The organism is Sphingomonas sp. (genome assembly GCF_019635455.1).
In the GTDB taxonomy this organism is placed as follows: domain Bacteria; phylum Pseudomonadota; class Alphaproteobacteria; order Sphingomonadales; family Sphingomonadaceae; genus Sphingomonas.
The window spans coordinates 340,087-359,680 of the sequence record NZ_JAHBZJ010000002.1 but is presented as its reverse complement, the minus strand read 5'-3'; the positions used below and the strand labels follow the sequence as shown (position 1 = coordinate 359,680).

Sequence of the window (19,594 nt, the reverse complement as noted above, 5' to 3'; positions counted from 1 at the left end):
CCCGGTCCTTTTCGCCGATCGCCGGATCTTGCGTCACCCGGCAGCGGAGAATCTCGACGCCTGGGGCCAGAGTGCCGACCCACGGCGCAGTGAACGGAGCGCGCGATGACCACCATGCCCCCCAGCCGCTATCGCGTCATCGAAAAGGACCGCCGTCTCATCGTCATCGATACCGAGACCGGCCAACAGGTCACCCACGGAGGACCGGTCGCCCCGGCAGCGCCGACCCGCGATCGCGCGCCGGCGGGCGACCCGCTGTCGCGGCGAACGCGCACCGTCGATGATCGCAGCGGCAGCGGGGTGATCCGCACCTCGCGCCTTTATGACGACAAGGGGCCGCGCGACATCGTGGTCGGTCCCAACGGCACCGGCATGCTGGGCAGCGGCGCGGCGGTGGCGATGATCGTCGGCGTGGTCTTTGTCGGGATCGCGATCGCCTTTCCCGCCATTCTGCTCGTGCCGGCGCTTCTGTTCGTCAATCCAAAGGCGCGCAAGGCCATCCGATCGGCGGTCACCGTGTGGCTCGATTCGATCGATCAGGCCGGCGGCAGCCCCGACAGCGCCGGATAATCGACATAGCCCTCCGGCCCCTGGCTGTACCAGGTCGCCATATTCCCTTCGTTGAGCGGCGCGCCGACGCGCAGCCGTTCGGGCAGGTCGGGATTGGCCAGGAACGCGCGACCGAAACTCACCGCATCGGCGACGCCATCGATCGCCGCCTGCGCCGCGTCGCGGGTAAAGAAATCGCTGTTCACCACCAACGGCCCGTCGAACACCTTGCGGATATCGGGGCTCAGCTTCGGCACGTCGCTGCTGCCAAAGGTGCCGTGCGGACCCGGTTCGCGCAGCTCCAGGAACGCGATCTTCAATTCCGACAGCCGCTTCGCCGCCGGCACGAACAGCGACAGCGGATCGCTGTCGTCCACGCCCTGCGACATGCCGTTGGGCGACAGGCGCACACCGGTCCGGTCCGCGCCGATCGTCGCCGTCACGCGTTCGGCGACCTCGCTCAACAGGCGGATGCGGTTTTCGACGCTGCCGCCATAGCCATCGGTGCGCAGATTGGCGCCGTCACGCAGGAACTGGTCGATCAGATAGCCGTTCGCCGCATGGATCTGCACCCCGTCGAACCCGGCCCTGCGCGCATTCTCCGCCGCGCGGGCATAATCGTCCAGCAGTGCGGGGATCTCTGCCGCATCGAGCGCGCGCGCCTGCTCGAACGGCTGCCGCCCGTCATAGGTGTGGACCTTGCCGGGGCTGGTCGTCGCCGATGACGAGACCGGCTGTTCGCCGATGACCGAGGAATGGACCTGCCGCCCCATATGCCACAATTGCGCGACGATCCGTCCACCGGCGTCGTGGACCCGCGCGGTCACCGACTTCCACCCTTCCACCTGCGCGTCGGTCCACAGCCCCGGCGCGAATGGCCAACCCAGCCCCTGGCGGCTGATCCCCGTCGCCTCGCTGATGATCAGCCCGGCGCTCGCGCGCTGCGCATAATAATCGGCCATGATCGGCGTCGGCACCGCCTCACGCGTGGCGCGCCCGCGCGTCAACGGCGCCATCAGGATGCGGTTGGGCGCATCGATGGCGCCCAGGCGGATCGGGTCGAACAGATCGGTCATCGGGAATTTCTTTCGTAACGGGTTGCGCTTTGCAACAGATAGGTCGCTAACGACGCGATGCAGGATCGTGCCGGGTCAAGAAAACCTGTTTTTGGACAAAGCGCCGCTGCGCTGCCGTTCGTCGCGCTGCTGATGGGCAATGTCGCGCTCGCCTTTGGGCCGTGGTTCGTCCGTTCCGCCGATGTGGGGCCGGTCGCGGCGGGCTTCTGGCGGCTGGCGCTGGGCGCGCCGGTGCTGATCGCCTTCGTCGCGACGATGGACGGAAACCCGTTGCGCATGGCGCGGGGATTTGGCTGGACGCTTGCCATCGCCGGCATCGCCTTCGCCGCCGATCTCGCGTCCTGGCATATCGGCATCCTGCACACTACGCTCGCCAATGCGACGTTGTTCGGCAATTCGGCAACGCTGATGTTTCCGGTCTGGGGGTTCCTGGTTGCCCGCGCCTGGCCGACCCGGCGTCAGGGGGTCGCACTCGCGCTTGCCGCAATGGGGGCAGGGCTGCTGCTCGGACGATCCTACGATCTGTCGCCGCAGAACCTGATCGGCGACCTGCTCTGCCTGCTCGCCGGCGCGCTCTACACCGTCTATTTCGTGATGATGGCGCGGGTACGCACGGCGATGCACGCGCTGCCCGCGCTCGCCCTGTCGAGTATCGCCGGGACGCTGCCGCTGCTGCTGTTCGCACTCGCGCTCGGCGAGCGTGTCTGGCCCGGAAGCTGGACCGCGCTGATCGGACTTGCGCTGGCGAGCCAGGTGGTCGGCCAGGGGCTGATGATCTACGCGCTCGGCCACCTGACCCCGCTGGTGGTCGGGATCGCGCTGCTGGTACAGCCGATCATCGCGGGAACCGTCGGCTGGATCGTCTATGACGAGCGGCTGGGCATCCCCGATCTGGCCGGCGCGATCCTGGTCGGCATCGCGCTCGTGCTGGTCCGTGCCGGCCGCACCCCACCGGGACAGGTTGCGTCGAGCGAATCCGAGGCTAAGTCATAGGTCATGATCGCGGTTTCCGACATGACGCTCGACGAGCTGCGCGCGGCGCTCGCGCCCCAGCTTGCCGCCAATGCCGCGTTCGACGGGTGGAGCGCCGGGGCGATCGATTCGGCCGCGGACGCGATCGGTGCGGACCGGGATGTCGCGCGGCTTGCCGTTCCCGGCGATCCGGTGGCGATGATCGACCTGTGGTTCGCCGATATCGACCGCCGCATGGTCCAGGCGTTTCCCGCCGACCGGATCGCGGCGATGAAGATTCGCGCGCGTATCACCGCGCTGGTCGAATTCCGCCTCGATCTGCTGGCACCCGATCGGGAGGCGCTGCGCCGCGCCGCCGCCATCCTGGCGATGCCCCTGAACACGCCCCGCGCCGCCCGGCTCGGCTGGCGGTCGGCCGACGCGATGTGGCGCGTCGCCGGTGACAGCGCGACCGACTATAATCATTATACCAAGCGCGCGATGCTGGCCGGCATCTACGCCGCGACGATCGCGGTATTCCTGAACGACGAAAGCGACGGAGAGGGCGACACGCGCGCCTTCCTCGCCCGCCGGATCGATAACATCATGCAGTTCGAAAAGGCGAAGGCGCGGCTCGCCGGACGCAAGGATCACCGGTTCAGCCTGTCGCGCTTCGTCGGCCGGCTGCGCTATCACGCGCGGTGATCGCGCTTCCCTATCCGGCCCTCCACGCCAGTCATGGCGGCATCTGGATCGCGACTGAAGACGGAACGCGCAGCGTCAGCCGGGGCGAGGCGGTGCGGATGGCGGCCGACACGCCCATGGTGTTGCTCAACGCGCCGCTCGCCGCCCAGCGGCTGGGCTATGGCGACCTTTCGGGCCTCGATCTGCTCGAACTGTTCGCCTTTCTGCGCCCGGCGCGCTTCATGGTGCCGACGCCGCATGGCGTCGCCCGAGCGCTCGACCTTGCCGCGCCGGCGGACGAAGCCGGGGTCGCTGCCTTTCTGCGTCGTGCGGCCGTCGCGATGCTCGCGCTTTGCGATGGCGAATGGCCGGAGCGCGAGGGGGCCTGGCATGCCGCCCAGTCGCTCGCCCGGTTGCGATGGAGCTGGGCGCCGCTCGTCGCGGAGCGGTTGAGCCGGCCCGAACGTGCCGAACGCTGGCTGTTCTCGCGCTTGCCCGAATGGAGCGAACAACCGCCCCGCGCCCCGCCCCGCACCGTCACGCTCGACCCGGAGGATGTGCGCGCGCGCCTCGATTCGCTAACCGGCCGCAATGCCGAGCCGCGCGAGGGCCAGCACCGCTACGCCCAGGCGGCGGCCAGCGCCTTCGCGCCGCGCACGATGCGCGATTCGCCCAACCTCGTGCTGGCGGAGGCGGGGACCGGGATCGGCAAGACGCTGGGCTATCTCGCGCCCGCCTCGCTCTGGGCGGCGAGCGCCGGCGGCGCGGTCTGGGTATCGACCTACACCAAGGCACTGCAACGGCAGCTGGGCCAGGAGGGCGAACGACTGTTCGCCGACGCCCGGATACGCAAGGAGCGCATCGTCACCCGCAAGGGGCGTGAAAACTATCTCTGCCTGCTCAATCTGGAGGACGCGTTGCAGGGGGGTTTTGCCGGACGCGCGGCGATTCTGGCGCAGCTGGTCGCGCGGTGGGCCGCCTATACCGCCGATGGCGACATGGTCGGCGGCGATCTTCCCGGCTGGCTGCCGTCGCTCTTTCGCCGCAACGGATCGACCGCGCTGACCGACCGGCGCGGCGAGTGCGTCTATGCCGGCTGCCCGCACTATCGGAAATGCTTCATCGAGCGCGCGGCACGGGCCAGTGCGGAAGCCGATATCGTCATCGCCAATCACGCATTGGTGATGGTCAACGCCGCACGCGGGCGCGAAACCGCGACCCGCCCGACCCGCTATGTCTTCGATGAGGGGCATCACCTGTTCGATGCCGCCGATGCGATGTTCGGCACCGCCCTGTCGGGGCAGGAGGCCATCGAGCTGCGCCGCTGGGTCACCGGCCCCGAATCGGGCGCGCGCGGTCGGCGGCGGGGGCTTGCCGCGCGTCTGTCCGACGTCGCCAGCTATGACGATGCCGGTGGACAGGCGATCGCCGAGGCGGTCGATGCCGCCCGCGCGCTGCCGTCCGACGGGTGGCTCGCGCGCCTGGCGGAGGGGCAGCCGTTCGGGCCGATCGAGCATCTGCTCGCCGGGGTTCGTGGCCTTGTCTATGCGCGCGACGCCAACGGGGCGGGCGATGCGGGCTATGGGCTGGAGACCGAACTGGCCGAACCCGATCCCGCGTTGGTCGAAGCCGCCGCGCCCGCCGCCCAGTCGCTGGAGGCGCTGCTGCGGCCGCTGATCGCGCTCGGTCGCCGGCTCGAAGCGGTGCTCGACGAATCGCCCGACTGGATGGACGGCGCCGCGCGCGCCCGGATCGAGGGAGCGATCGCGTCGCTCGGCTGGCGGAGTGAAACCGTCGCCGCCTGGCTCGCGCTGATCGCCCGGATCGGCGGCCCGGCGGACGCCGCGTTCGTCGATTGGCTCGCGGTCGATCGGATCGAGGGGCGGGAAATCGACATCGGCCTGCATCGCCGCTGGCTCGATCCGTCCAAACCCTTTGCCGAAACCGTGCTCAAGCCGGCGCATGGCGTGCTCGTCACCTCGGCGACCCTGCGGGCCGGCGGCGATTGGGACGTGGCCGAAGCGCGCAGCGGGGCGACCCACCTGCTCCATCCCGCCGCCCGGTTCGAGGCGCCGTCCCCCTTTGACTATGCCGCCCGGTCCGAAGTGATCATCGTCACCGACATCCGGCGCGGCGACATGGGCGCGCTCGCCACCGCCTATGCCCGGCTGATCGCCGCGGCACAGGGTGGCACGCTCGGCCTGTTCACGGCGATCCGCCGGCTGCGCGCGGTCCATGCCCGGATCGCCGACCGGCTCGCCCGCGACGGCCTGCCGCTCTATGCCCAGCATGTCGATCCGATCGATACCGGCACGCTGGTCGATATCTTTCGCGACGATCCGCATGCCTCGCTGATCGGGACCGATGCGCTGCGCGACGGGGTCGATGTTCCGGGCGAGTCGCTGCGCCTGGTGGTGATGGAGGGGGTCCCCTGGCCAAAGCCCAGCGTCCTGCACGCGGCCCGGCGCCTGGCCGGCGGCGGCAGCGCCCATGACGACCGCATCGTTCGCGCCCGGCTGGCACAGGCGTTCGGCCGGCTGATCCGCCGTGCGGACGATCGCGGCGCGTTCGTGCTCCTCTCCGCCGCGATGCCCTCACGGCTCCTCTCCGCCTTCCCGCCCGGCACGCCAGTGTCGCGCATTCCGCTCGACGAGGCGATTGCGCGGATCGAACGTCTTTCTTCTGTCGCACCCATCGGGCAAAAGCCGGAAACGGTTGCCGAACCGGAGGGCCGATGAAGACGCTGACGTTGCTGCGCCACGCCAAATCGAGTTGGGACGACCCCGTCTCGCGCGATTTCGATCGTCCGCTGAACGCGAAGGGGCAGCGCGCTGCGACGGTGGTCGGCAAATATATGCGCGGCGCGGGAATGACGTTCGATCATGTGGTCGCATCGCCGGCGGTGCGGATTGTCGAGACGGTCGAACATGTCGAACAGGGCTATGGCGGTGCGCTGGCGCCGGAATGGGACCGGCGTATCTATCTCGCCTCGGCGTCCAGCCTGCTCGACGTGATCCACGAACTGCCGGCAGGTGCGGGCAGCGCGTTGCTGATCGGCCATAATCCTGGTCTGGAAGACCTCATCCTGACGCTGATTCCCGATCGCGCGGGCGACACGTTGCGCGATTCGGTGGAAGAGAAATTTCCCACCGCCGCCCTCGCGGTGATGACCTTCGACATCGACGACTGGGGCGCGGTGCGCGCCAATGGCGGCACGCTGGCCGGGTTCATCCGCCCGCGCGATCTCGATCCCGCGCTGGGGCCGGACGGCGGCTGATCACGGCTTGTCTTCGGCAAGCGCGCGCGCCAGCGCGTCGCGCACCGCCTTCAGCGCGCCGCCGGGCATCGGCCCGCCCCCGCCGGCACCGCCTTCGCCGTCAAGCAGTCGCTGCACGCCGCGGATCGTATAGCCCTCGCGCCCCAGCAGCGCGTCGATGCGACGGACCAGCGCCACATCCTCGATCCGGTAATAGCGCCGACCGCCGGCGCGTTGCAGTGGCCGCAGCTGGGGAAACCGCGTCTCCCAATAGCGCAGGATATGCTGGGGCCGGCCGATGTCCTGGGCAAGTTCGCCGATCGTCCTGAGCGCGCCGGGCTTCTTGCCCGAACCGTTCCGATCCGCGCCGGACGCCATCCTAATCGCCGTCGATGATCCGATCGCGCAGCATCTGGCTGGCGCGGAACGTCAGGACGCGGCGGGGCGCGATCGGCACCTCGACCCCGGTCTTGGGATTGCGTCCCACGCGCTCTCCCTTGTCACGCAGGACGAAGCTGCCGAAACCGGAAATCTTCACATTCTCGCCATTGGCGAGCGCGTCGCACATATGGCGCAGGATCTGCTCGACCAGCCGGGCGGCATCGGCACGCGACAGTCCAACATCCCGATGCAACGCATCGGCAAGATCGGCCCTCGTCAGCGTCGCCACGCTCACCATTTTCTGGTCACTCCCCGAAACAAGGTGTCTGCCACCCCTAACACATCACTGCCGTCGCGCAACCGTCGTTACGACCTCGTGACAATCGTCAATAGCGCACCACCGCGGCGCCCCAGGTAAAGCCGCCACCCATCGCCTCGAGTACCAGCAGGTCGCCGCGCTTGATCCGTCCGTCCCGGACCGCCGTGTCGAGCGCGAGCGGCACCGAGGCTGCGGACGTGTTCGCATGCCGGTCCACCGTCACCACGACCTTTTCCGGGGCCAGTCCCAGCTTCTTGGCCGTCGCGTCCAGAATGCGCGCATTCGCCTGATGCGGCACCACCCAGTCGATATCCGCAGCTTCCAGCCCGGCCGCCCCCAGTCCTTCCTGCATGACCGACGCCAGGTTGACGACGGCATGACGGAACACTTCCTTGCCCTTCATGCGCAGCTTGCCGACGGTTCCGGTGGTCGAGGGACCGCCATCGACATACAGGAGCTGATTGTGCCGGCCATCGGCGTGAAGGCGCGTGGCGAGGATGCCGGCGCCGCCCTCGGTCGCGCTGTCCTGCGCCTCAAGCACGATCGCGCCGGCGCCATCGCCGAACAGGACGCAGGTCCCCCGGTCTTCCCAGTCCAGGATGCGGCTGAATGTTTCCGCACCGATCACCAGCGCCCGCTCCGCGCTTCCCGCGCGGATCATGCTGTCGGCAACCTGCAACGCATAGAGGAAGCCCGAACAGACGGCGGCGACGTCGAACGCCACGCAATCGTCGATGCCCAGCGCCGCCTGCACCTTGGTCGCACTCGCGGGAAAAGTCTGGTCGGGGGTGGCGGTCGCCAGCACGATCAGGTCGATCTCGCCCGCGTCGATCCCGGCGGCGGCGATCGCCGCCCGGGCGGCATCGGCCGCCAGCGTCGATGTCGTCTCGTCGGGGCCGGCGATATGGCGAAACCGGATGCCGGTACGTTCGACGATCCATTCGTCGGACGTGTCGATCTGCTCGGCCAGTTCGGCATTGGAGACGCGGCGGGGCGGCAGGGCCGAACCGGTCCCGGTGATCACCGCGCGCCTGGTCGTTTCGCTCATGCCGCCTTCGCCTCGAAATTGCGCAGGTCCTCGCCGATCCGCCGCGTCAGATCGTCGCGCACCAGTTTGGCGGCGACGCCGATCGCGGTATCGACGCCCAGTTCGTTGGCGCTGCCGTGACTCTTCACGATGATGCCGTTGAGGCCCAGAAATACCGCGCCATTATGGTTGTTCGGGTCAAGATGGTGGCGCAGCAACTCGGTCGCGGGGCGCGAGATCAGGAATCCGATCTTCGACCGCGTCGAACTCGAAAAGGCGCGGCGCAACAGATCGGCGACGAACCGCGCGGTCCCCTCGACCGTCTTGAGCGCGATATTTCCGGAAAATCCGTCGCACACGATCACATCGACATCGCCGCGCGACAGCGCGTTGCCTTCGACGAAACCGGTAAAGGCAAGCGGCAGGTGCGTCGCCGCGCGCAGCTTCGACGCGGCATCGCGGATGATGTCGGTCCCCTTCAGCTCTTCGGTGCCGATATTGAGCAGCGCGACGCGCGGGGACTGAAGGTCGAGCACGGTGCGTGCATAGGCCGCGCCCATCACCGCGAACTGCACCAGATTGCGGCTATCGACCTCGGTATTGGCGCCCAGGTCGAGCATCACGACGTCGTTCGCGCCCAGCGTCGGCATCCGCGCCGCCAGCGCCGGACGATCGATTCCGGGAAGCATCCGCAGCGCCAGTTTCGACATCGCCATCAGCGCGCCGGTATTGCCCGACGACACGGCGGCGGCCGCCTGCCCCTGTTTCACCAGGTCGATCGCGATTCCCATCGACGTCGTCTTGGCGCGGCGAATCGCCTGGCTGGGCTTTTCGTCTGCGGAGACGGTTTCGGGCGCATGGACGATTTCCGACGCGGCAGTCAGGTTGGGATGCGCCTTCAACCCTTCGCGGATCGCGGCTTCATCGCCGACCAGCAGGAAACGCATGCCATCGAACCGGCGCCGCGCACGCGCGACACCGGCCAGCATGACCGCCAGACCCTCGTCGCCGCCCATCGCATCGACGGCGATTCGCGCGCTGGAGGTCATGACGAACGGCCCCTGTTGCTTTTCGGTCAGCCCTCGACCGAGACGATCTCGCGGCCATTATAATGGCCGCAGGCGCCGCACAGCACGTGCGGACGCTTGAGTTCGCCGCAGTTCGGACATTCCTGAAAGGCCTCGGCCTTCAGGGCGTCGTGCGCGCGGCGCATGCCACGGCGGCTCGGCGAAACTTTTCTCTTGGGGACGGCCATTTCGGCAACCTTCTTGGAAACGTGCGTGTAAAAACCTGGATCGCGATACGCCGGTGACGACGAACGGGCAAGCGCCGGGGGACCGGCACGCGCCGGACGCGGCAGAGGCCAGTCGCGAAGCGAGCGAGCGCCTATAGCGAATTTCGCGCCTGTTGCAAGGCGGCGCCGGGCGTGGCAGCCACCGCCGTCTCATCGGGGGAGCGACTTCAATCATGGACACGATCATCCTGCCGGTGGCGCTTGCCACCACCGCCGCCTGCGCGCTGCTCAACCTGTGGCTGGCGATTCGCGTCGGCCAGGTTCGCCTCTCTGAGCGGATTTTGATCGGCGACGGCGGCAACGACCGACTGATCGCGCGGATGCGGGCTCAGGCGAATTTCGTCGAATATGCGCCCTTTGTCCTGATCCTCATCGCGCTGGTCGAACTCGCGACCGGCACCGCGCCATGGCTGTGGATCGTCGCCGGCCTGTTCGTGCTGGGGCGCATCCTTCATCCGATCGGCATGGATCGCGGCTGGGCGCCGGGGCGCCCGATCGGCACGGCACTGACCTTCCTGATCCTGATCGGGCTCGCCGGCTATGCCGCCAGCATCCCGTTTTTCAGCTTCGGCGCAGTCGAATCGGTCGAGGTGGTGAGCGGCAGCTAACCCGCCGGCGATTCGGCCCAGGCGGTCAGCAACGAATGCGCGATGGCGTAGCGCGGCGGCGCACCGAACCGCGCGTCCGGCGCCCCTGCCAGCGCCGCGCGCACCTCGTCCCGCGTGACCCACATCGCATCCTCGATCTCATTCCGGTCGAGGTCCAGCGCATCGTCCTGCGCCTCGGCGATACAGGCGATCATCAGCGACGAGGCGAAGGGCCAGGGCTGGCTGGCGACATAGCGCACGCTGCGCACCTGTACCCCCGCCTCCTCCAGCGTCTCGCGCGCGACCGCCTCCTCGATCGATTCGCCGACCTCGACGAAGCCGGCCAGTGCCGAATAGCGGCCCGCCGGCCATGCCTTCTGCCGCCCGACCAGCGCCCGCCCGTCATGTTCGGCAAGCATGATGACGACGGGATCGGTGCGCGGGAAATGCTCCGCCCCGCACCCGCCGCAGCGGCGCGCCCAGCCGGATCGAAAAATCTCGGTCGCGCTGCCGCATGCGGCGCAAAAGCCGTGCCGCTGATGCCAATCGACCAGGCTGCGCGCGGCCGCATACAGGCTCGCCTGATCCGCCGGCATCAGCGCCAGCATGCCGAACAGCGCCGGCGAGCGGACCGCGCCATGGCGCCTGTGCATGTCGAGCGGGGCGAAATGCGGGATGCCGTCGATCCGGCCGAGGAACAGCGGCTCGCTTCCCTCGGGCAAGTCCGCCAGGCTGGCCCAGATCAGCCGCCCCGCCGCGTCGATCCGCGGGTCGAGGCCATCGAGCACCAGCAACCGCGCGCGCCAGTCGCCCAGCGCCGCCGACAGCGCCTCGGGATCGTTGCGTTCGCGGTCGGCGCGGTCGAGCGTCGCGCCGGTAAAGCCGACCTCCCGCATCAGCGGGTCAGATCGGCATAGACCGCCGCCGTCACCTCGGGCCGCAGCGGCCATTTTTCGCCGGGGAAGTAATTGACCATCGCCGTCGCACGCACCTTGTTGACCGGATCGACCCAGGCGATGGTTCCGGCCGCGCCGCCCCAGCCATAGGTCCCCTTGCCCGGCCCGCCCGGCTCCGATTCGAGATAGACCGATCCGCCCGCACCGAAACCCCGTTTCGGCGCGTCGCCACCGCCGGTCCCGGCCGGCGCACCTCCGAAAAACACGCCCGGCGGCAACAGGTTCGACATCGCCAGCCGCACCGTTTCGGGCTTCATGATCCGCACCCCGTCCAGCGTCCCCTGGTTCAGCAGCATGTGGAGGAACCGGTCATAATCCCGCGCCGACATCACCAGGCCGGCACCGCCATAGGGAAAGGACGGTGGCTCGGCGAATACCGATCCCCGGCCCGGATCGATCGGCATGCGATTGTCGCCCGCCCACAGATAGTTGGTCGCCAGCCGCCCCGTCTCGCTCGCCGGAACGGTGAAGAAGCTCGATTTCATCTTCAGCGGGTCGAAGATGCGGGTCCGGACGAACGTGTCGAACGGCATGCCGGCCGCCACCTCGATCACGCGGCCCAGTACGTCCAGGCCGATCGAATAGCTCCATTTCGTCCCCGGCTCGGCGATCAGCGGCAGGGTCGCGACGCGATCCGCGAATTCCTTGAGCGTCGCGGGGCGCGCCGTCCGCGCCTCCTTCTCCATCGCCAGGTTCACCGCCGCCGGATTGATGCCCAGCCGCTCATATTCCTTAAGCAGCGGCCCGGTCGTGATGATCGTGTACCCCAGCCCGGCGGTGTGGGTCAGCAGGTTGCGGACGGTGACCGGCCGGGTCGCGGGGCGGCTCGCCAGGCTCTTGTCCGGTTCGATCAGCACCCGCATCGATTTGAATCCGGGAATGAAATCACCGACCGGCTGATCGAGCTTCAGCTTGCCCTCCTCGATCAGGATCATCGCCGCCATGCCGGTGATCGGCTTGGTCATCGAATAGACGCGCCAGAGCGAATCGGCATCCGCCGCCGCCGCGCCCGGATCGGAGGCGATCCTGCCCGCGGCGGCGATCGTCGGCGCCCGATCGCCCCGGGCATAGGCGACGACGATGCCGGGCGTGCGGTCCTGCGCCACATAGTCGCGCACCAGCGTCGAAATGCGACCGGCGGGGGCAGGAGCCGGAGACGCCGCCGATGGCGCGGGCGCCGCGACCTGTGCCAGCGCGGCCGTCGTCACCAGCGCGGTCGCACCCGCTGCAAGCCAGATCTTCCTCATCGCATCCCCTTCATCAGTTCCGCCGCCTTGGCGAACAGGCGCGGCAGGCCCGCCGCGGACAGGCCGTCGATCGGCCACCATTCGCCATCCGGAAACGGGTCTTGCCGCTCCACGGTCGCGCTCGCAAGCGCACAGATGAGTTCGAAATGGGTAAAGACATGGGTGACGCGGTCGTTGCGCACCGTCCATGGCGTGGAAAGGTCTGGCGCACTGCCCAGCGCCGGCGGCGCGGCGCTCCACGGCCCGGTCGGCAGCGCCCGCATGCCGCCGAGCAATCCCCTGGCCGGGCGGCGGACCAGCAGCACATGCCCGTCGCTCTCCGCCCAGAAAATCGTGCCGTATCGTGTCGGCCGCGCCTTTTTCGGCGCCTTCACCGGAAAGGAGTCCGCTGCTCCTGCCGCGCGTGCGTCGCACTGGGCGGAAAGCGGGCAGCGCGGGCATCTGGGGGATCGCGGCGTGCAGACGGTGGCGCCCAGATCCATCATCGCCTGCGCGAAATCGCCGGCCCGCGCCCCAGGCGTGATCGAATCGGCAAGCGCCCGGATTCGCGGCTTCGCCCCGGGCATCGGTTCGGCGACGGCGAACAGCCGCGCGACCACGCGCTCGACATTGCCGTCGATCACCACAGCACGATGCCCGAATGCGATCGCCGCGACCGCCGCCGCCGTATAGGGGCCAAAGCCGGGCAGCGCGCGCAGCGCCGCTTCGGTGTCCGGCAGCTGGCCGCCATGTCGATCCGCCACCATCCGCGCCGCCGCCAGCAGGTTGCGCGCCCGAGCATAATAGCCCAGCCCCGCCCATGCGCTCATCAGGTCGGCATCGTCCACCGCCGCCAGGCTGGCGAAATCGGGCCAGCGTGCGGTGAACTTCTCGAAATAGGGGATGACGGCCGCGACCTGCGTCTGTTGCAGCATCACTTCCGACAGCCAGACGCGATAGGGATCGGGCGGCGCGCTTCCCGGCGGCGCGCGCCATGGCAGCGCGCGGGCATGCGCGTCGTACCAGCGGAGCAGCAACGCGGCGATGTCCTTGCCGCCCGCGCGAGAAACATTGTCGGACACGCGTCGGCTATGGCATGGACGACCGCGATGAGTAAGCCGCGTTCCCCGATCGACGAACCCAAACGCAGCAACCGGGTCCGCCAGGTGGCGGATCTGGTCCCCGATGTCGGCCGCGTCGCGTTCCGCAAGTTCGGGTTCGTCCAGAGCGCGGTGGTCCGGCGCTGGAGCGAGATCGTGGGCGAGCGCTATGCGGAGGTTTCAGCGCCCGAATCGATCCGCTTTCCGCATGGCGAGCGGACGAACGGCGTGCTCAATCTGGTCGTTCAGGGCGCACACGCGCCGATGATGCAGCATATCGCGCCGGAGATCACGGAGCGGGTCAACCGCTTCTTCGGCTATCCCGCCGTGGCGCGGGTCGCGATCCGGCAGGGCGAGGTGCCACGCCCGCCGCGTGCCGCAGCGCCGGTCCAGCCGGCCCCCGTTCCCGCCGAACTGGGCGCCAGCCTGCGCGCGATCGCCGATCCCGAATTGCGCGCCGTGCTCGAAGGACTCGCTGCCGGGGTCGCCGCGCCGGTGCGCAAACTGGGAAAGATCGACTGATGCGCCCGATTCACCTGCTCCTCGCCCTGCTTGCGGGCGGCATGCTCGCGGCTGCGGCACCGGTCCCGCCCCAGGCGAAGCCCGCGGCCAGTCCCCAGGCGCGCGACTGGCGCGCCACCGTCGTCCGCACCCCTGCCGGCGCCTATGTGATCGGCAACCCGGCGGCGAAGGTGAAGCTGATCGAATATCTCAGCTATACCTGCCCCCATTGCGCGCATTTCGTCGCACAGTCGAAGGCGCCGCTGAAGGACGACCTCGTCCGCCGCGGGGTCGTGCGGGTCGAGGTCCGCCACGCGGTGCGCGATCCGCTCGACATGGCTGCGGCACTGCTCGCGCGCTGCGCCGGCCCGCGCGGATTCGCCGGCGCGAGCGAGGCGATCTTCGCCGCCCAGCAGCAATGGTATCAGCAGGGCGCCGCCTGGTGGCAGGCGAACGCGGCCCAGCTTCAGTCGCTGTCCGAACCGGCCCGGCTCAAGGCGGCGGCACGCGCTTCGGGCCTGATCCAGCTGATGCGCGGGCGCGGCATGACGCCGGCGACCATCGACCGGTGCTTCGCCACCCCCGCCGACGTCAACCAGCTGGCGGCGATGGCCGACGCCGCCTGGGCGGCGATCGACGGCACCCCCGCCTTCGTCATCAATGGCAAGCCGGGCGGCGGCGGCACATGGGAGACGCTGGAGCCCGAACTGCGCGCGGCCGGCGCCCAATGAACGGCACGACATCGAATGGAGTGAAGCGTTTGAGACGAATTGTCATCGGACTGGCGGCGACGATCGCCCTTGCGGGCTGTGGTGGCGGCACGGGCGAGAATGAGAATATCAGTGTGCCGGAAGCGACCTCCACCCCGGTCGCGGCGGCAAGCGCGCCCGCCGGCAAACAATGGGTCGATACCGTCGAACAGACCGCACAGGGCGGCTTTCGGATGGGCAATCCCGACGCGCCGATCAAGCTGGTCGAATATGGATCGCGCACCTGCAGCCATTGCGCGGCGTTCGCGCTGACCGGTTTCGAACCGCTCAAAGCCTATGTCGCCAGCGGCAAGGTCAGCTACGAATTCCGCGACTTCCTGCTCAACCCGATCGATCTCGGCGCCTCGCTGCTCGGTCGCTGTGCCGGGCCGGGGCCGTTCTTCCCGATCCTCGACCAGATGTACCAGCAGCAACAGCAGATCCTTGAAAACGGTCCCAAGGAGGGCGATCCGTTCTTCGAGAAGGTCAAGTCGATGACCCCGCCGCAACAGATCGCGGCGGCGGCCGAACGCTATGGCTATCTCGAATTCGTCAAGCAGCGCGGCGTGTCCGAGGCGCAGGCGCGCCAGTGCCTCACCGACGAGGCGGCGGCCAAGGCGCTGGTCGAGCGCAACCAGGCCGACGCAAAGAAGTACAATATTCCCGGCACGCCGACCTTCATTCTCAATGACAAGGTGCTTGAGAATGTCGGCACCTGGCCGCAGGTCGAAGCCGCATTGAAGGGAGCGGGCGCATGAAGTTGAAGGGTTACGCAATGGCGGCGCTGGTCGCCGCGACGGTCGCGCTGGCGGGATGCGGCGGGAAATCGGACGAACCGCCGACGGCACCGGCCAATTCGGTCGCCGCCGTCGCCGCGCCCGCGGGACAGGACTGGACGCAGGTCGTCGAGCAGACGCCCGAGGATGGCTATCGCATGGGCAATCCCGCCGCGCCGCTGAAGCTGGTCGAATATGGATCGCGTCTGTGTCCGGGCTGCCGCCAATTCTACATGACCGGATACCAGCCGCTGGTCGAACAATATGTGAAGACCGGAAAGGTCAGTTACGAATTCCGCGATTTCCCGGTGCATGGCCCGGTCGATATCCCGGCGATCCTGCTCGGCCGCTGCGTCGCCAAGGAAGCCTATTTCCCGATCCTCGACCAGATGTTCGAGAATCAGCCGAGCTTCCTCGACAAGCAGTCGAAGCTGTCGCAGGAGCGGTACGCGTCACTCCAGAACAATCCGGTCGGCCTGGCGTCCTATCTGGGCGAGGATATGGGGTTCATCGCCTTCATGCAGCAGCGCGGCGTGCCGGAAGCCAAGGCGAAACAATGCCTGGGCGACATGGCGGCGATCGAAAGGATCGCGAAGAATGCCGAGGCGGCGGGCCGCGAGGGCGTGGCCGGCACCCCCAGCTTCTTCCTCAACGGCCGCAAGCTGGACGGTGGCGACTGGGGCAGCGTCCAGACCGCGCTGAAGGCGGCGGGCGCCTGATCCCATGGTCGGGCGGGGCGGCTGACCGATGCAGATCAAGCGCCTCCGCCTGACGGGGTTCAAGAGCTTCGTCGATCCCGCCGACCTGCGCATCGAACCGGGACTGACCGGCATCGTCGGTCCCAATGGCTGCGGCAAGTCGAACCTGCTCGAAGCGCTGCGCTGGACGATGGGCGAGAACAGCGCGAAGTCGATGCGCGGCGCCGGCATGGAGGACGTGATCTTCGCCGGCACCGCCAGCCGCCCGCAACGCGATTTCGCCGAGGTGTCGATCCTCGCCGATCAGCCGGGCGACGACGGCGAACTGGAAGTCGTGCGCCGGATCGAGCGCGGCGCCGGCTCCGCCTATCGCATCAACGGCCGCGACGTGCGCGCCAAGGACGTGGCGCTGCTGTTCGCCGATTCGGCCACCGGCGCCCATTCGCCGGCGCTCGTCAGCCAGGGACGGATCGGCGCGATCATCCAGGCCAAGCCGGGCGAGCGGCGACAGATGCTGGAGGAGGCTGCCGGCATTTCCGGCCTGCACGTCCGCCGCAAGGATGCCGAACAGAAGCTGCGCGCGACCGAGGCCAATCTGACGCGGCTGGACGAGATCATCTCCGATCAGGAGGCGCGCGCCGCCGCGCTCAAACGGCAGGCGCGGCAGGCCGAGCGCTATCGCGAGCTTTCCGATCGCATTCGCACGGCCGAGGGGCGGATGATCTTCGCCCGCTGGCGCGACGCGGCAGCCGCCGCCGACGCCGCCCGCGCCGAATCGGCCGCCGCCGAAGCGGTGGTCGCCGAACGAACCGCTGCACAGGAAGCGGCGCTGGCGAAGCAGCAGCAGCTGGCCGAAACGCTCGCCTCTGCCCGCGGCGCGGCGCTGGCGGTGCGCGACCGGGCGAGCGAGGCGATGCATGCCCTTGCCGGACTGCGCAGCGAGCGGGCGGCGGTCGAACGGCGGATCGCCGATCTGACCGATGCCGCCGCGCGCCTGGAAGCGGATAAGGCGCGTGAAGGCGCGCTCGCCCGCGATGCCGCCGACGCGCTGGCACGGCTCGAGGATGAGGCGAAGGCGCTCGACGCGCGGCTCACCGACATCGCGGCGCGCATGCCGGCGCTCGATACCGCCCTGGCGCGCGCGGAGGCTGAGTCGCGCGACGCCGAAGTCGAGTTGGCGCGCCTCCTCTCGACGCAAGCGGGTGAGCAGGCCGAAACCCGCGTGGCCGAAGCGGCGGTCACCTCTGCGCGCGCGCGCCTCGACCGTGCCGAGCGGGAGGCGGCGCGGGTGCGCGCCGAAGCCGGCGCGATCGCCGATCCCGAACCGCTCCGCGAAGCCCGCGCGCATGCCGGTCAGGCCAAGGCACAGGCAGAGCGGCAGGCGGAAACCGCGCGCACAGGTCTGGCCCGCGCGGACGCGGCCGAGCGCGGCGCGCATGAGGCGCGAACCCGCGCCCAATCGACGCGCGCGACCGCGCATGCCGAACTGGCAGCGCTCGACAGCGAATCAGCAGCGCTCGGCAAGGCGACCCGGCCAAGCGGCAAGGACCGGCTGCTCGACCGGTTGCAGGTCGATGCCGGCTATGAGCGCGCGTTGGCGGCCGCGCTGGGCGACGATCTGGAAGCCGGGCTGGATCCGGCCGCCGAACGCCATTGGGCGGGCGCGGCGCGACAGGCGGGCGATCCCGACGCGCCGGCGGGAACCACGCCGCTCGGCTCCCATGTCCAGGCCCCCGGGGCGCTCGCACGGCGATTGGCCCAGATACTGGTCGCGGCGGACGACGAGGGTCAGCCGCTCGCGGTCGGCCAGCGCCTGGTGACGCTCGACGGGGTGCTGCGGCGCTGGGACGGCTATGTCGCGCGCAGCGGTGGCGCGGCGGCGGCGGAGCGGCTGGAGCGGGTGAACCGGCTGCACGCCATCGAAAAGGCACGGCCGGCAGCGGTGCGCGCGGTCGAGGCGGCCGATGCCGAACTGGCAAGGATCGACGGCGACATCGCCGAGGCGCGGCGCAACGCCGCCGATTGCCGCCGTCTGCTCGACGCGAGCGAGAGCGCGGGGCGCGAGGCGGCGCGTGCCGAGGACCGGGCGGCCGCCGCGCTCGAACGGATCGAGGCGCAGCGCGCCGAACTCGAGGGGCGCCGGGGGCGCACCGCCACCGAGCTGGAGGAGGCAAGGGCGGAGCAGACCCGCGCCGATGCCGCCCGCGCCGCGCTGCCCGATGGCTCACAGACCCATGCGAAGGTCACCGCCGCCAGTGGCGAGGCCGAGCGGCGACGCACCGCCGCCGGCGCCGCCCGCGCCGAACGCACGGCGATCGATCGCGAAGCGGGCGCGGCGCGCGAACGGCTGGCGGCGGCGCAGGCCGAGGCGGGGGGCTGGACATCGCGCGCGGGCGAGGCTGCCCGGCGGATCGCGGAGATGGATGCGCGCGGCGTCGAGCTGGCGGGGACGATCGCCGCGCTCACCGATCGCCCGGCGCAGCTCGATACCGCAGTCACCGCCGCAGAACAGGCGAGCGAAACTGCGCGGATCGAGAGCGCGGCGGCCCAGCTGGCCGAGCGCGAGGCGGAAGCGGCGCTGCGCGCGGTCGAGGGCGCGGTGCGCGCCGCCGGCGACGCGCTGGGCGAGGCGCGCGAAGCCCGCGCCGGTGCAGTGGCGCGCGCCGAAAACCAGGAATCGCGCCGCATCGAAATGGGCCGCCTGTCAGGCGAGCGGTTCGAATGCCCGCCACCGCTGCTGCCGCAGCGTGCCGGATTTCAGGAGGACACGGTCCGTGGTCCGCAGGATGAATCGGCGGCGCACGACCGGCTGATCGCCGAACGCGAACGCATCGGCCCGGTCAATCTGGTCGCCGAGAGCGAGCTGGCCGAACTGACCGAAAGCGCGGCGAACAGCGCACGCGAGCGGGACGAACTGATCCAGGCGGTGCATCGCCTGCGCGGCAGCATCGGCACGCTCAACCGCGAAGGGCGACAGCGCCTGCTCGCCGCGTTCGAGGCGGTGGACCAGCATTTCCGGCGCCTGTTCACCACGCTGTTCAATGGCGGGCAGGCGCATCTGGAACTGATCGACAGCGACGACCCGCTGGAGGCCGGGCTGGAAATCATGGCCCAGCCACCGGGCAAGAAGCTTCAGTCGCTGACCCTGTTGTCGGGCGGGGAACAGGCGTTGACCGCCGTCGCGCTGATCTTTGCCCTGTTCCTCACCAATCCGGCGCCGATCTGCGTGCTCGACGAGGTCGATGCGCCGCTGGACGACGCGAATATCGAACGTTTCTGTGACCTGCTCGACGCGATGACCCGCGAAACCGCGACCCGCTATCTGATCGTCACCCACAATGCCGCGACGATGAGCCGCATGCACCGATTGTTCGGCGTGACGATGGTCGAACGCGGCGTCAGCCGGCTGGTCTCGGTCGATCTGGGCGGAGCGGAAAGCCTGCTGGCGGCGGAATAGGCAGGGG

Annotated in this window: 20 protein-coding genes; 11 read left to right on the top strand and 9 right to left on the bottom strand. The window is 69.4% G+C overall.

The genetic code is table 11. The features are described 5' to 3' along the window. Positions 1-105 precede the first annotated feature (105 nt). On the top strand, positions 106-570 hold the full coding sequence (locus KF783_RS04390) for a hypothetical protein (protein ID WP_294076882.1): 465 nt from the start codon (positions 106-108) through the stop codon (positions 568-570). Here the strand turns inward: KF783_RS04390 and KF783_RS04385 are convergent. Beyond that, complete coding sequence (locus tag KF783_RS04385) at positions 537-1,625, bottom strand: alkene reductase (RefSeq protein ID WP_294076881.1); 1,089 nt, start codon at positions 1,623-1,625, stop codon at positions 537-539. The genes KF783_RS04390 and KF783_RS04385 overlap by 34 nt on opposite strands. Positions 1,626-1,682: 57 nt before the next feature. Between KF783_RS04385 and KF783_RS04380 the strand changes: the two genes are divergently transcribed. Genes KF783_RS04380 through KF783_RS04365 form a run of 4 tightly spaced genes read left to right on the top strand, consistent with a single transcriptional unit; the run spans position 1,683 to position 6,537 of the window. Then, entirely contained in the window at positions 1,683-2,618 is a 936-nt protein-coding gene (locus tag KF783_RS04380) for a DMT family transporter (RefSeq protein ID WP_294076880.1), read from the top strand. Between the two features lie 3 nt (positions 2,619-2,621). Next, a complete protein-coding gene (locus KF783_RS04375) occupies positions 2,622-3,281 on the top strand; it encodes a COQ9 family protein (RefSeq protein WP_294076879.1) in 660 nt (219 codons plus the stop codon). Further along, positions 3,278-5,998, top strand: a complete 2,721-nt coding sequence (locus KF783_RS04370) for an ATP-dependent DNA helicase (RefSeq protein WP_294076878.1) — start codon at positions 3,278-3,280, stop codon at positions 5,996-5,998. Before KF783_RS04375 ends, KF783_RS04370 begins: the two co-directional genes overlap by 4 nt. Next, entirely contained in the window at positions 5,995-6,537 is a 543-nt protein-coding gene (locus KF783_RS04365) for a histidine phosphatase family protein (RefSeq protein WP_294076877.1), read from the top strand. The genes KF783_RS04370 and KF783_RS04365 overlap by 4 nt, the downstream gene beginning before the upstream one ends. Here the strand turns inward: KF783_RS04365 and KF783_RS04360 are convergent, their stop codons facing one another. The 5 genes from KF783_RS04360 to rpmF form a co-directional block, all read right to left on the bottom strand. Then, positions 6,538-6,894 carry a MerR family transcriptional regulator gene (locus KF783_RS04360; RefSeq protein WP_294076876.1) on the bottom strand — a complete coding sequence of 119 codons (357 nt, stop codon included), beginning with the start codon at positions 6,892-6,894 and terminating at the stop codon, positions 6,538-6,540. A gap of 1 nt (position 6,895) precedes the next feature. Further along, positions 6,896-7,195 (bottom strand): integration host factor subunit alpha, encoded by a 300-nt coding sequence (locus KF783_RS04355; RefSeq protein WP_294076875.1) that lies wholly within the window; start codon positions 7,193-7,195, stop codon positions 6,896-6,898. 88 nt (positions 7,196-7,283) lie between these two features. After that, entirely contained in the window at positions 7,284-8,264 is a 981-nt protein-coding gene (locus KF783_RS04350) for a beta-ketoacyl-ACP synthase III (protein ID WP_294076874.1), read from the bottom strand. After that, positions 8,261-9,292, bottom strand: coding sequence for a phosphate acyltransferase PlsX (gene plsX / locus KF783_RS04345; protein ID WP_294076873.1), 1,032 nt, complete (start codon positions 9,290-9,292; stop codon positions 8,261-8,263). The genes KF783_RS04350 and plsX overlap by 4 nt, the downstream gene beginning before the upstream one ends. Positions 9,293-9,318: 26 nt before the next feature. After that, entirely contained in the window at positions 9,319-9,498 is a 180-nt protein-coding gene (gene rpmF / locus KF783_RS04340) for a 50S ribosomal protein L32 (protein ID WP_294076872.1), read from the bottom strand. Between the two features lie 212 nt (positions 9,499-9,710). Here rpmF and KF783_RS04335 point away from each other — a divergent pair, with 212 nt between their 5' ends. Beyond that, positions 9,711-10,145 carry an MAPEG family protein gene (locus KF783_RS04335; RefSeq protein WP_294076871.1) on the top strand — a complete coding sequence of 145 codons (435 nt, stop codon included), beginning with the start codon at positions 9,711-9,713 and terminating at the stop codon, positions 10,143-10,145. Here the strand turns inward: KF783_RS04335 and nudC are convergent. The 3 genes from nudC to mutY are packed head-to-tail and all read right to left on the bottom strand — an operon-like array spanning position 10,142 to position 13,388. Beyond that, entirely contained in the window at positions 10,142-11,020 is an 879-nt protein-coding gene (gene nudC / locus KF783_RS04330) for an NAD(+) diphosphatase (protein ID WP_294076870.1), read from the bottom strand. The genes KF783_RS04335 and nudC overlap by 4 nt on opposite strands. Beyond that, positions 11,020-12,327 (bottom strand): serine hydrolase domain-containing protein, encoded by a 1,308-nt coding sequence (locus tag KF783_RS04325; protein WP_294076869.1) that lies wholly within the window; start codon positions 12,325-12,327, stop codon positions 11,020-11,022. Before KF783_RS04325 ends, nudC begins: the two co-directional genes overlap by 1 nt. Further along, positions 12,324-13,388 (bottom strand): A/G-specific adenine glycosylase, encoded by a 1,065-nt coding sequence (mutY, locus tag KF783_RS04320; protein ID WP_294076868.1) that lies wholly within the window; start codon positions 13,386-13,388, stop codon positions 12,324-12,326. The genes KF783_RS04325 and mutY overlap by 4 nt, the downstream gene beginning before the upstream one ends. A gap of 27 nt (positions 13,389-13,415) precedes the next feature. Between mutY and KF783_RS04315 the strand changes: the two genes are divergently transcribed. Genes KF783_RS04315 through smc form a run of 5 tightly spaced genes read left to right on the top strand, consistent with a single transcriptional unit; the run spans position 13,416 to position 19,587 of the window. Beyond that, the gene (locus KF783_RS04315) at positions 13,416-13,928 is read left to right on the top strand and encodes a DciA family protein (protein WP_294076867.1); all 513 of its coding nucleotides are present in this window, start codon (positions 13,416-13,418) and stop codon (positions 13,926-13,928) included. After that, the gene (locus KF783_RS04310) at positions 13,928-14,638 is read left to right on the top strand and encodes a thioredoxin domain-containing protein (RefSeq protein ID WP_294076866.1); all 711 of its coding nucleotides are present in this window, start codon (positions 13,928-13,930) and stop codon (positions 14,636-14,638) included. The genes KF783_RS04315 and KF783_RS04310 overlap by 1 nt, the downstream gene beginning before the upstream one ends. A gap of 29 nt (positions 14,639-14,667) precedes the next feature. Further along, positions 14,668-15,414, top strand: a complete 747-nt coding sequence (locus KF783_RS04305) for a thioredoxin domain-containing protein (protein ID WP_294076865.1) — start codon at positions 14,668-14,670, stop codon at positions 15,412-15,414. Then, a complete protein-coding gene (locus KF783_RS04300; RefSeq protein WP_294076864.1) occupies positions 15,411-16,151 on the top strand; it encodes a thioredoxin domain-containing protein in 741 nt (246 codons plus the stop codon). The genes KF783_RS04305 and KF783_RS04300 overlap by 4 nt, the downstream gene beginning before the upstream one ends. Before the next feature lie 28 nt (positions 16,152-16,179). After that, the gene (gene smc / locus KF783_RS04295) at positions 16,180-19,587 is read left to right on the top strand and encodes a chromosome segregation protein SMC (RefSeq protein WP_294076863.1); all 3,408 of its coding nucleotides are present in this window, start codon (positions 16,180-16,182) and stop codon (positions 19,585-19,587) included. Positions 19,588-19,594 lie beyond the last annotated feature (7 nt).

Excerpts from the sequence above, each read along its gene's own strand:
- KF783_RS04390 (WP_294076882.1), top strand. The coding sequence starts at position 106 with ATGACCACCATGCCCCCCAGCCGCTATCGCGTCATCGAAAAGGACCGC.
- KF783_RS04385 (WP_294076881.1), bottom strand. The coding sequence starts at position 1,625 with ATGACCGATCTGTTCGACCCGATCCGCCTGGGCGCCATCGATGCGCCC.
- KF783_RS04380 (WP_294076880.1), top strand. The coding sequence starts at position 1,683 with ATGCAGGATCGTGCCGGGTCAAGAAAACCTGTTTTTGGACAAAGCGCC.
- KF783_RS04375 (WP_294076879.1), top strand. The coding sequence starts at position 2,622 with ATGATCGCGGTTTCCGACATGACGCTCGACGAGCTGCGCGCGGCGCTC.
- KF783_RS04365 (WP_294076877.1), top strand. The coding sequence starts at position 5,995 with ATGAAGACGCTGACGTTGCTGCGCCACGCCAAATCGAGTTGGGACGAC.
- KF783_RS04360 (WP_294076876.1), bottom strand. The coding sequence starts at position 6,894 with ATGGCGTCCGGCGCGGATCGGAACGGTTCGGGCAAGAAGCCCGGCGCG.
- KF783_RS04355 (WP_294076875.1), bottom strand. The coding sequence starts at position 7,195 with ATGGTGAGCGTGGCGACGCTGACGAGGGCCGATCTTGCCGATGCGTTG.
- KF783_RS04350 (WP_294076874.1), bottom strand. The coding sequence starts at position 8,264 with ATGAGCGAAACGACCAGGCGCGCGGTGATCACCGGGACCGGTTCGGCC.
- plsX (WP_294076873.1), bottom strand. The coding sequence starts at position 9,292 with ATGACCTCCAGCGCGCGAATCGCCGTCGATGCGATGGGCGGCGACGAG.
- rpmF (WP_294076872.1), bottom strand. The coding sequence starts at position 9,498 with ATGGCCGTCCCCAAGAGAAAAGTTTCGCCGAGCCGCCGTGGCATGCGC.
- KF783_RS04335 (WP_294076871.1), top strand. The coding sequence starts at position 9,711 with ATGGACACGATCATCCTGCCGGTGGCGCTTGCCACCACCGCCGCCTGC.
- nudC (WP_294076870.1), bottom strand. The coding sequence starts at position 11,020 with ATGCGGGAGGTCGGCTTTACCGGCGCGACGCTCGACCGCGCCGACCGC.
- KF783_RS04325 (WP_294076869.1), bottom strand. The coding sequence starts at position 12,327 with ATGAGGAAGATCTGGCTTGCAGCGGGTGCGACCGCGCTGGTGACGACG.
- KF783_RS04315 (WP_294076867.1), top strand. The coding sequence starts at position 13,416 with ATGAGTAAGCCGCGTTCCCCGATCGACGAACCCAAACGCAGCAACCGG.
- KF783_RS04310 (WP_294076866.1), top strand. The coding sequence starts at position 13,928 with ATGCGCCCGATTCACCTGCTCCTCGCCCTGCTTGCGGGCGGCATGCTC.
- KF783_RS04300 (WP_294076864.1), top strand. The coding sequence starts at position 15,411 with ATGAAGTTGAAGGGTTACGCAATGGCGGCGCTGGTCGCCGCGACGGTC.
- smc (WP_294076863.1), top strand. The coding sequence starts at position 16,180 with ATGCAGATCAAGCGCCTCCGCCTGACGGGGTTCAAGAGCTTCGTCGAT.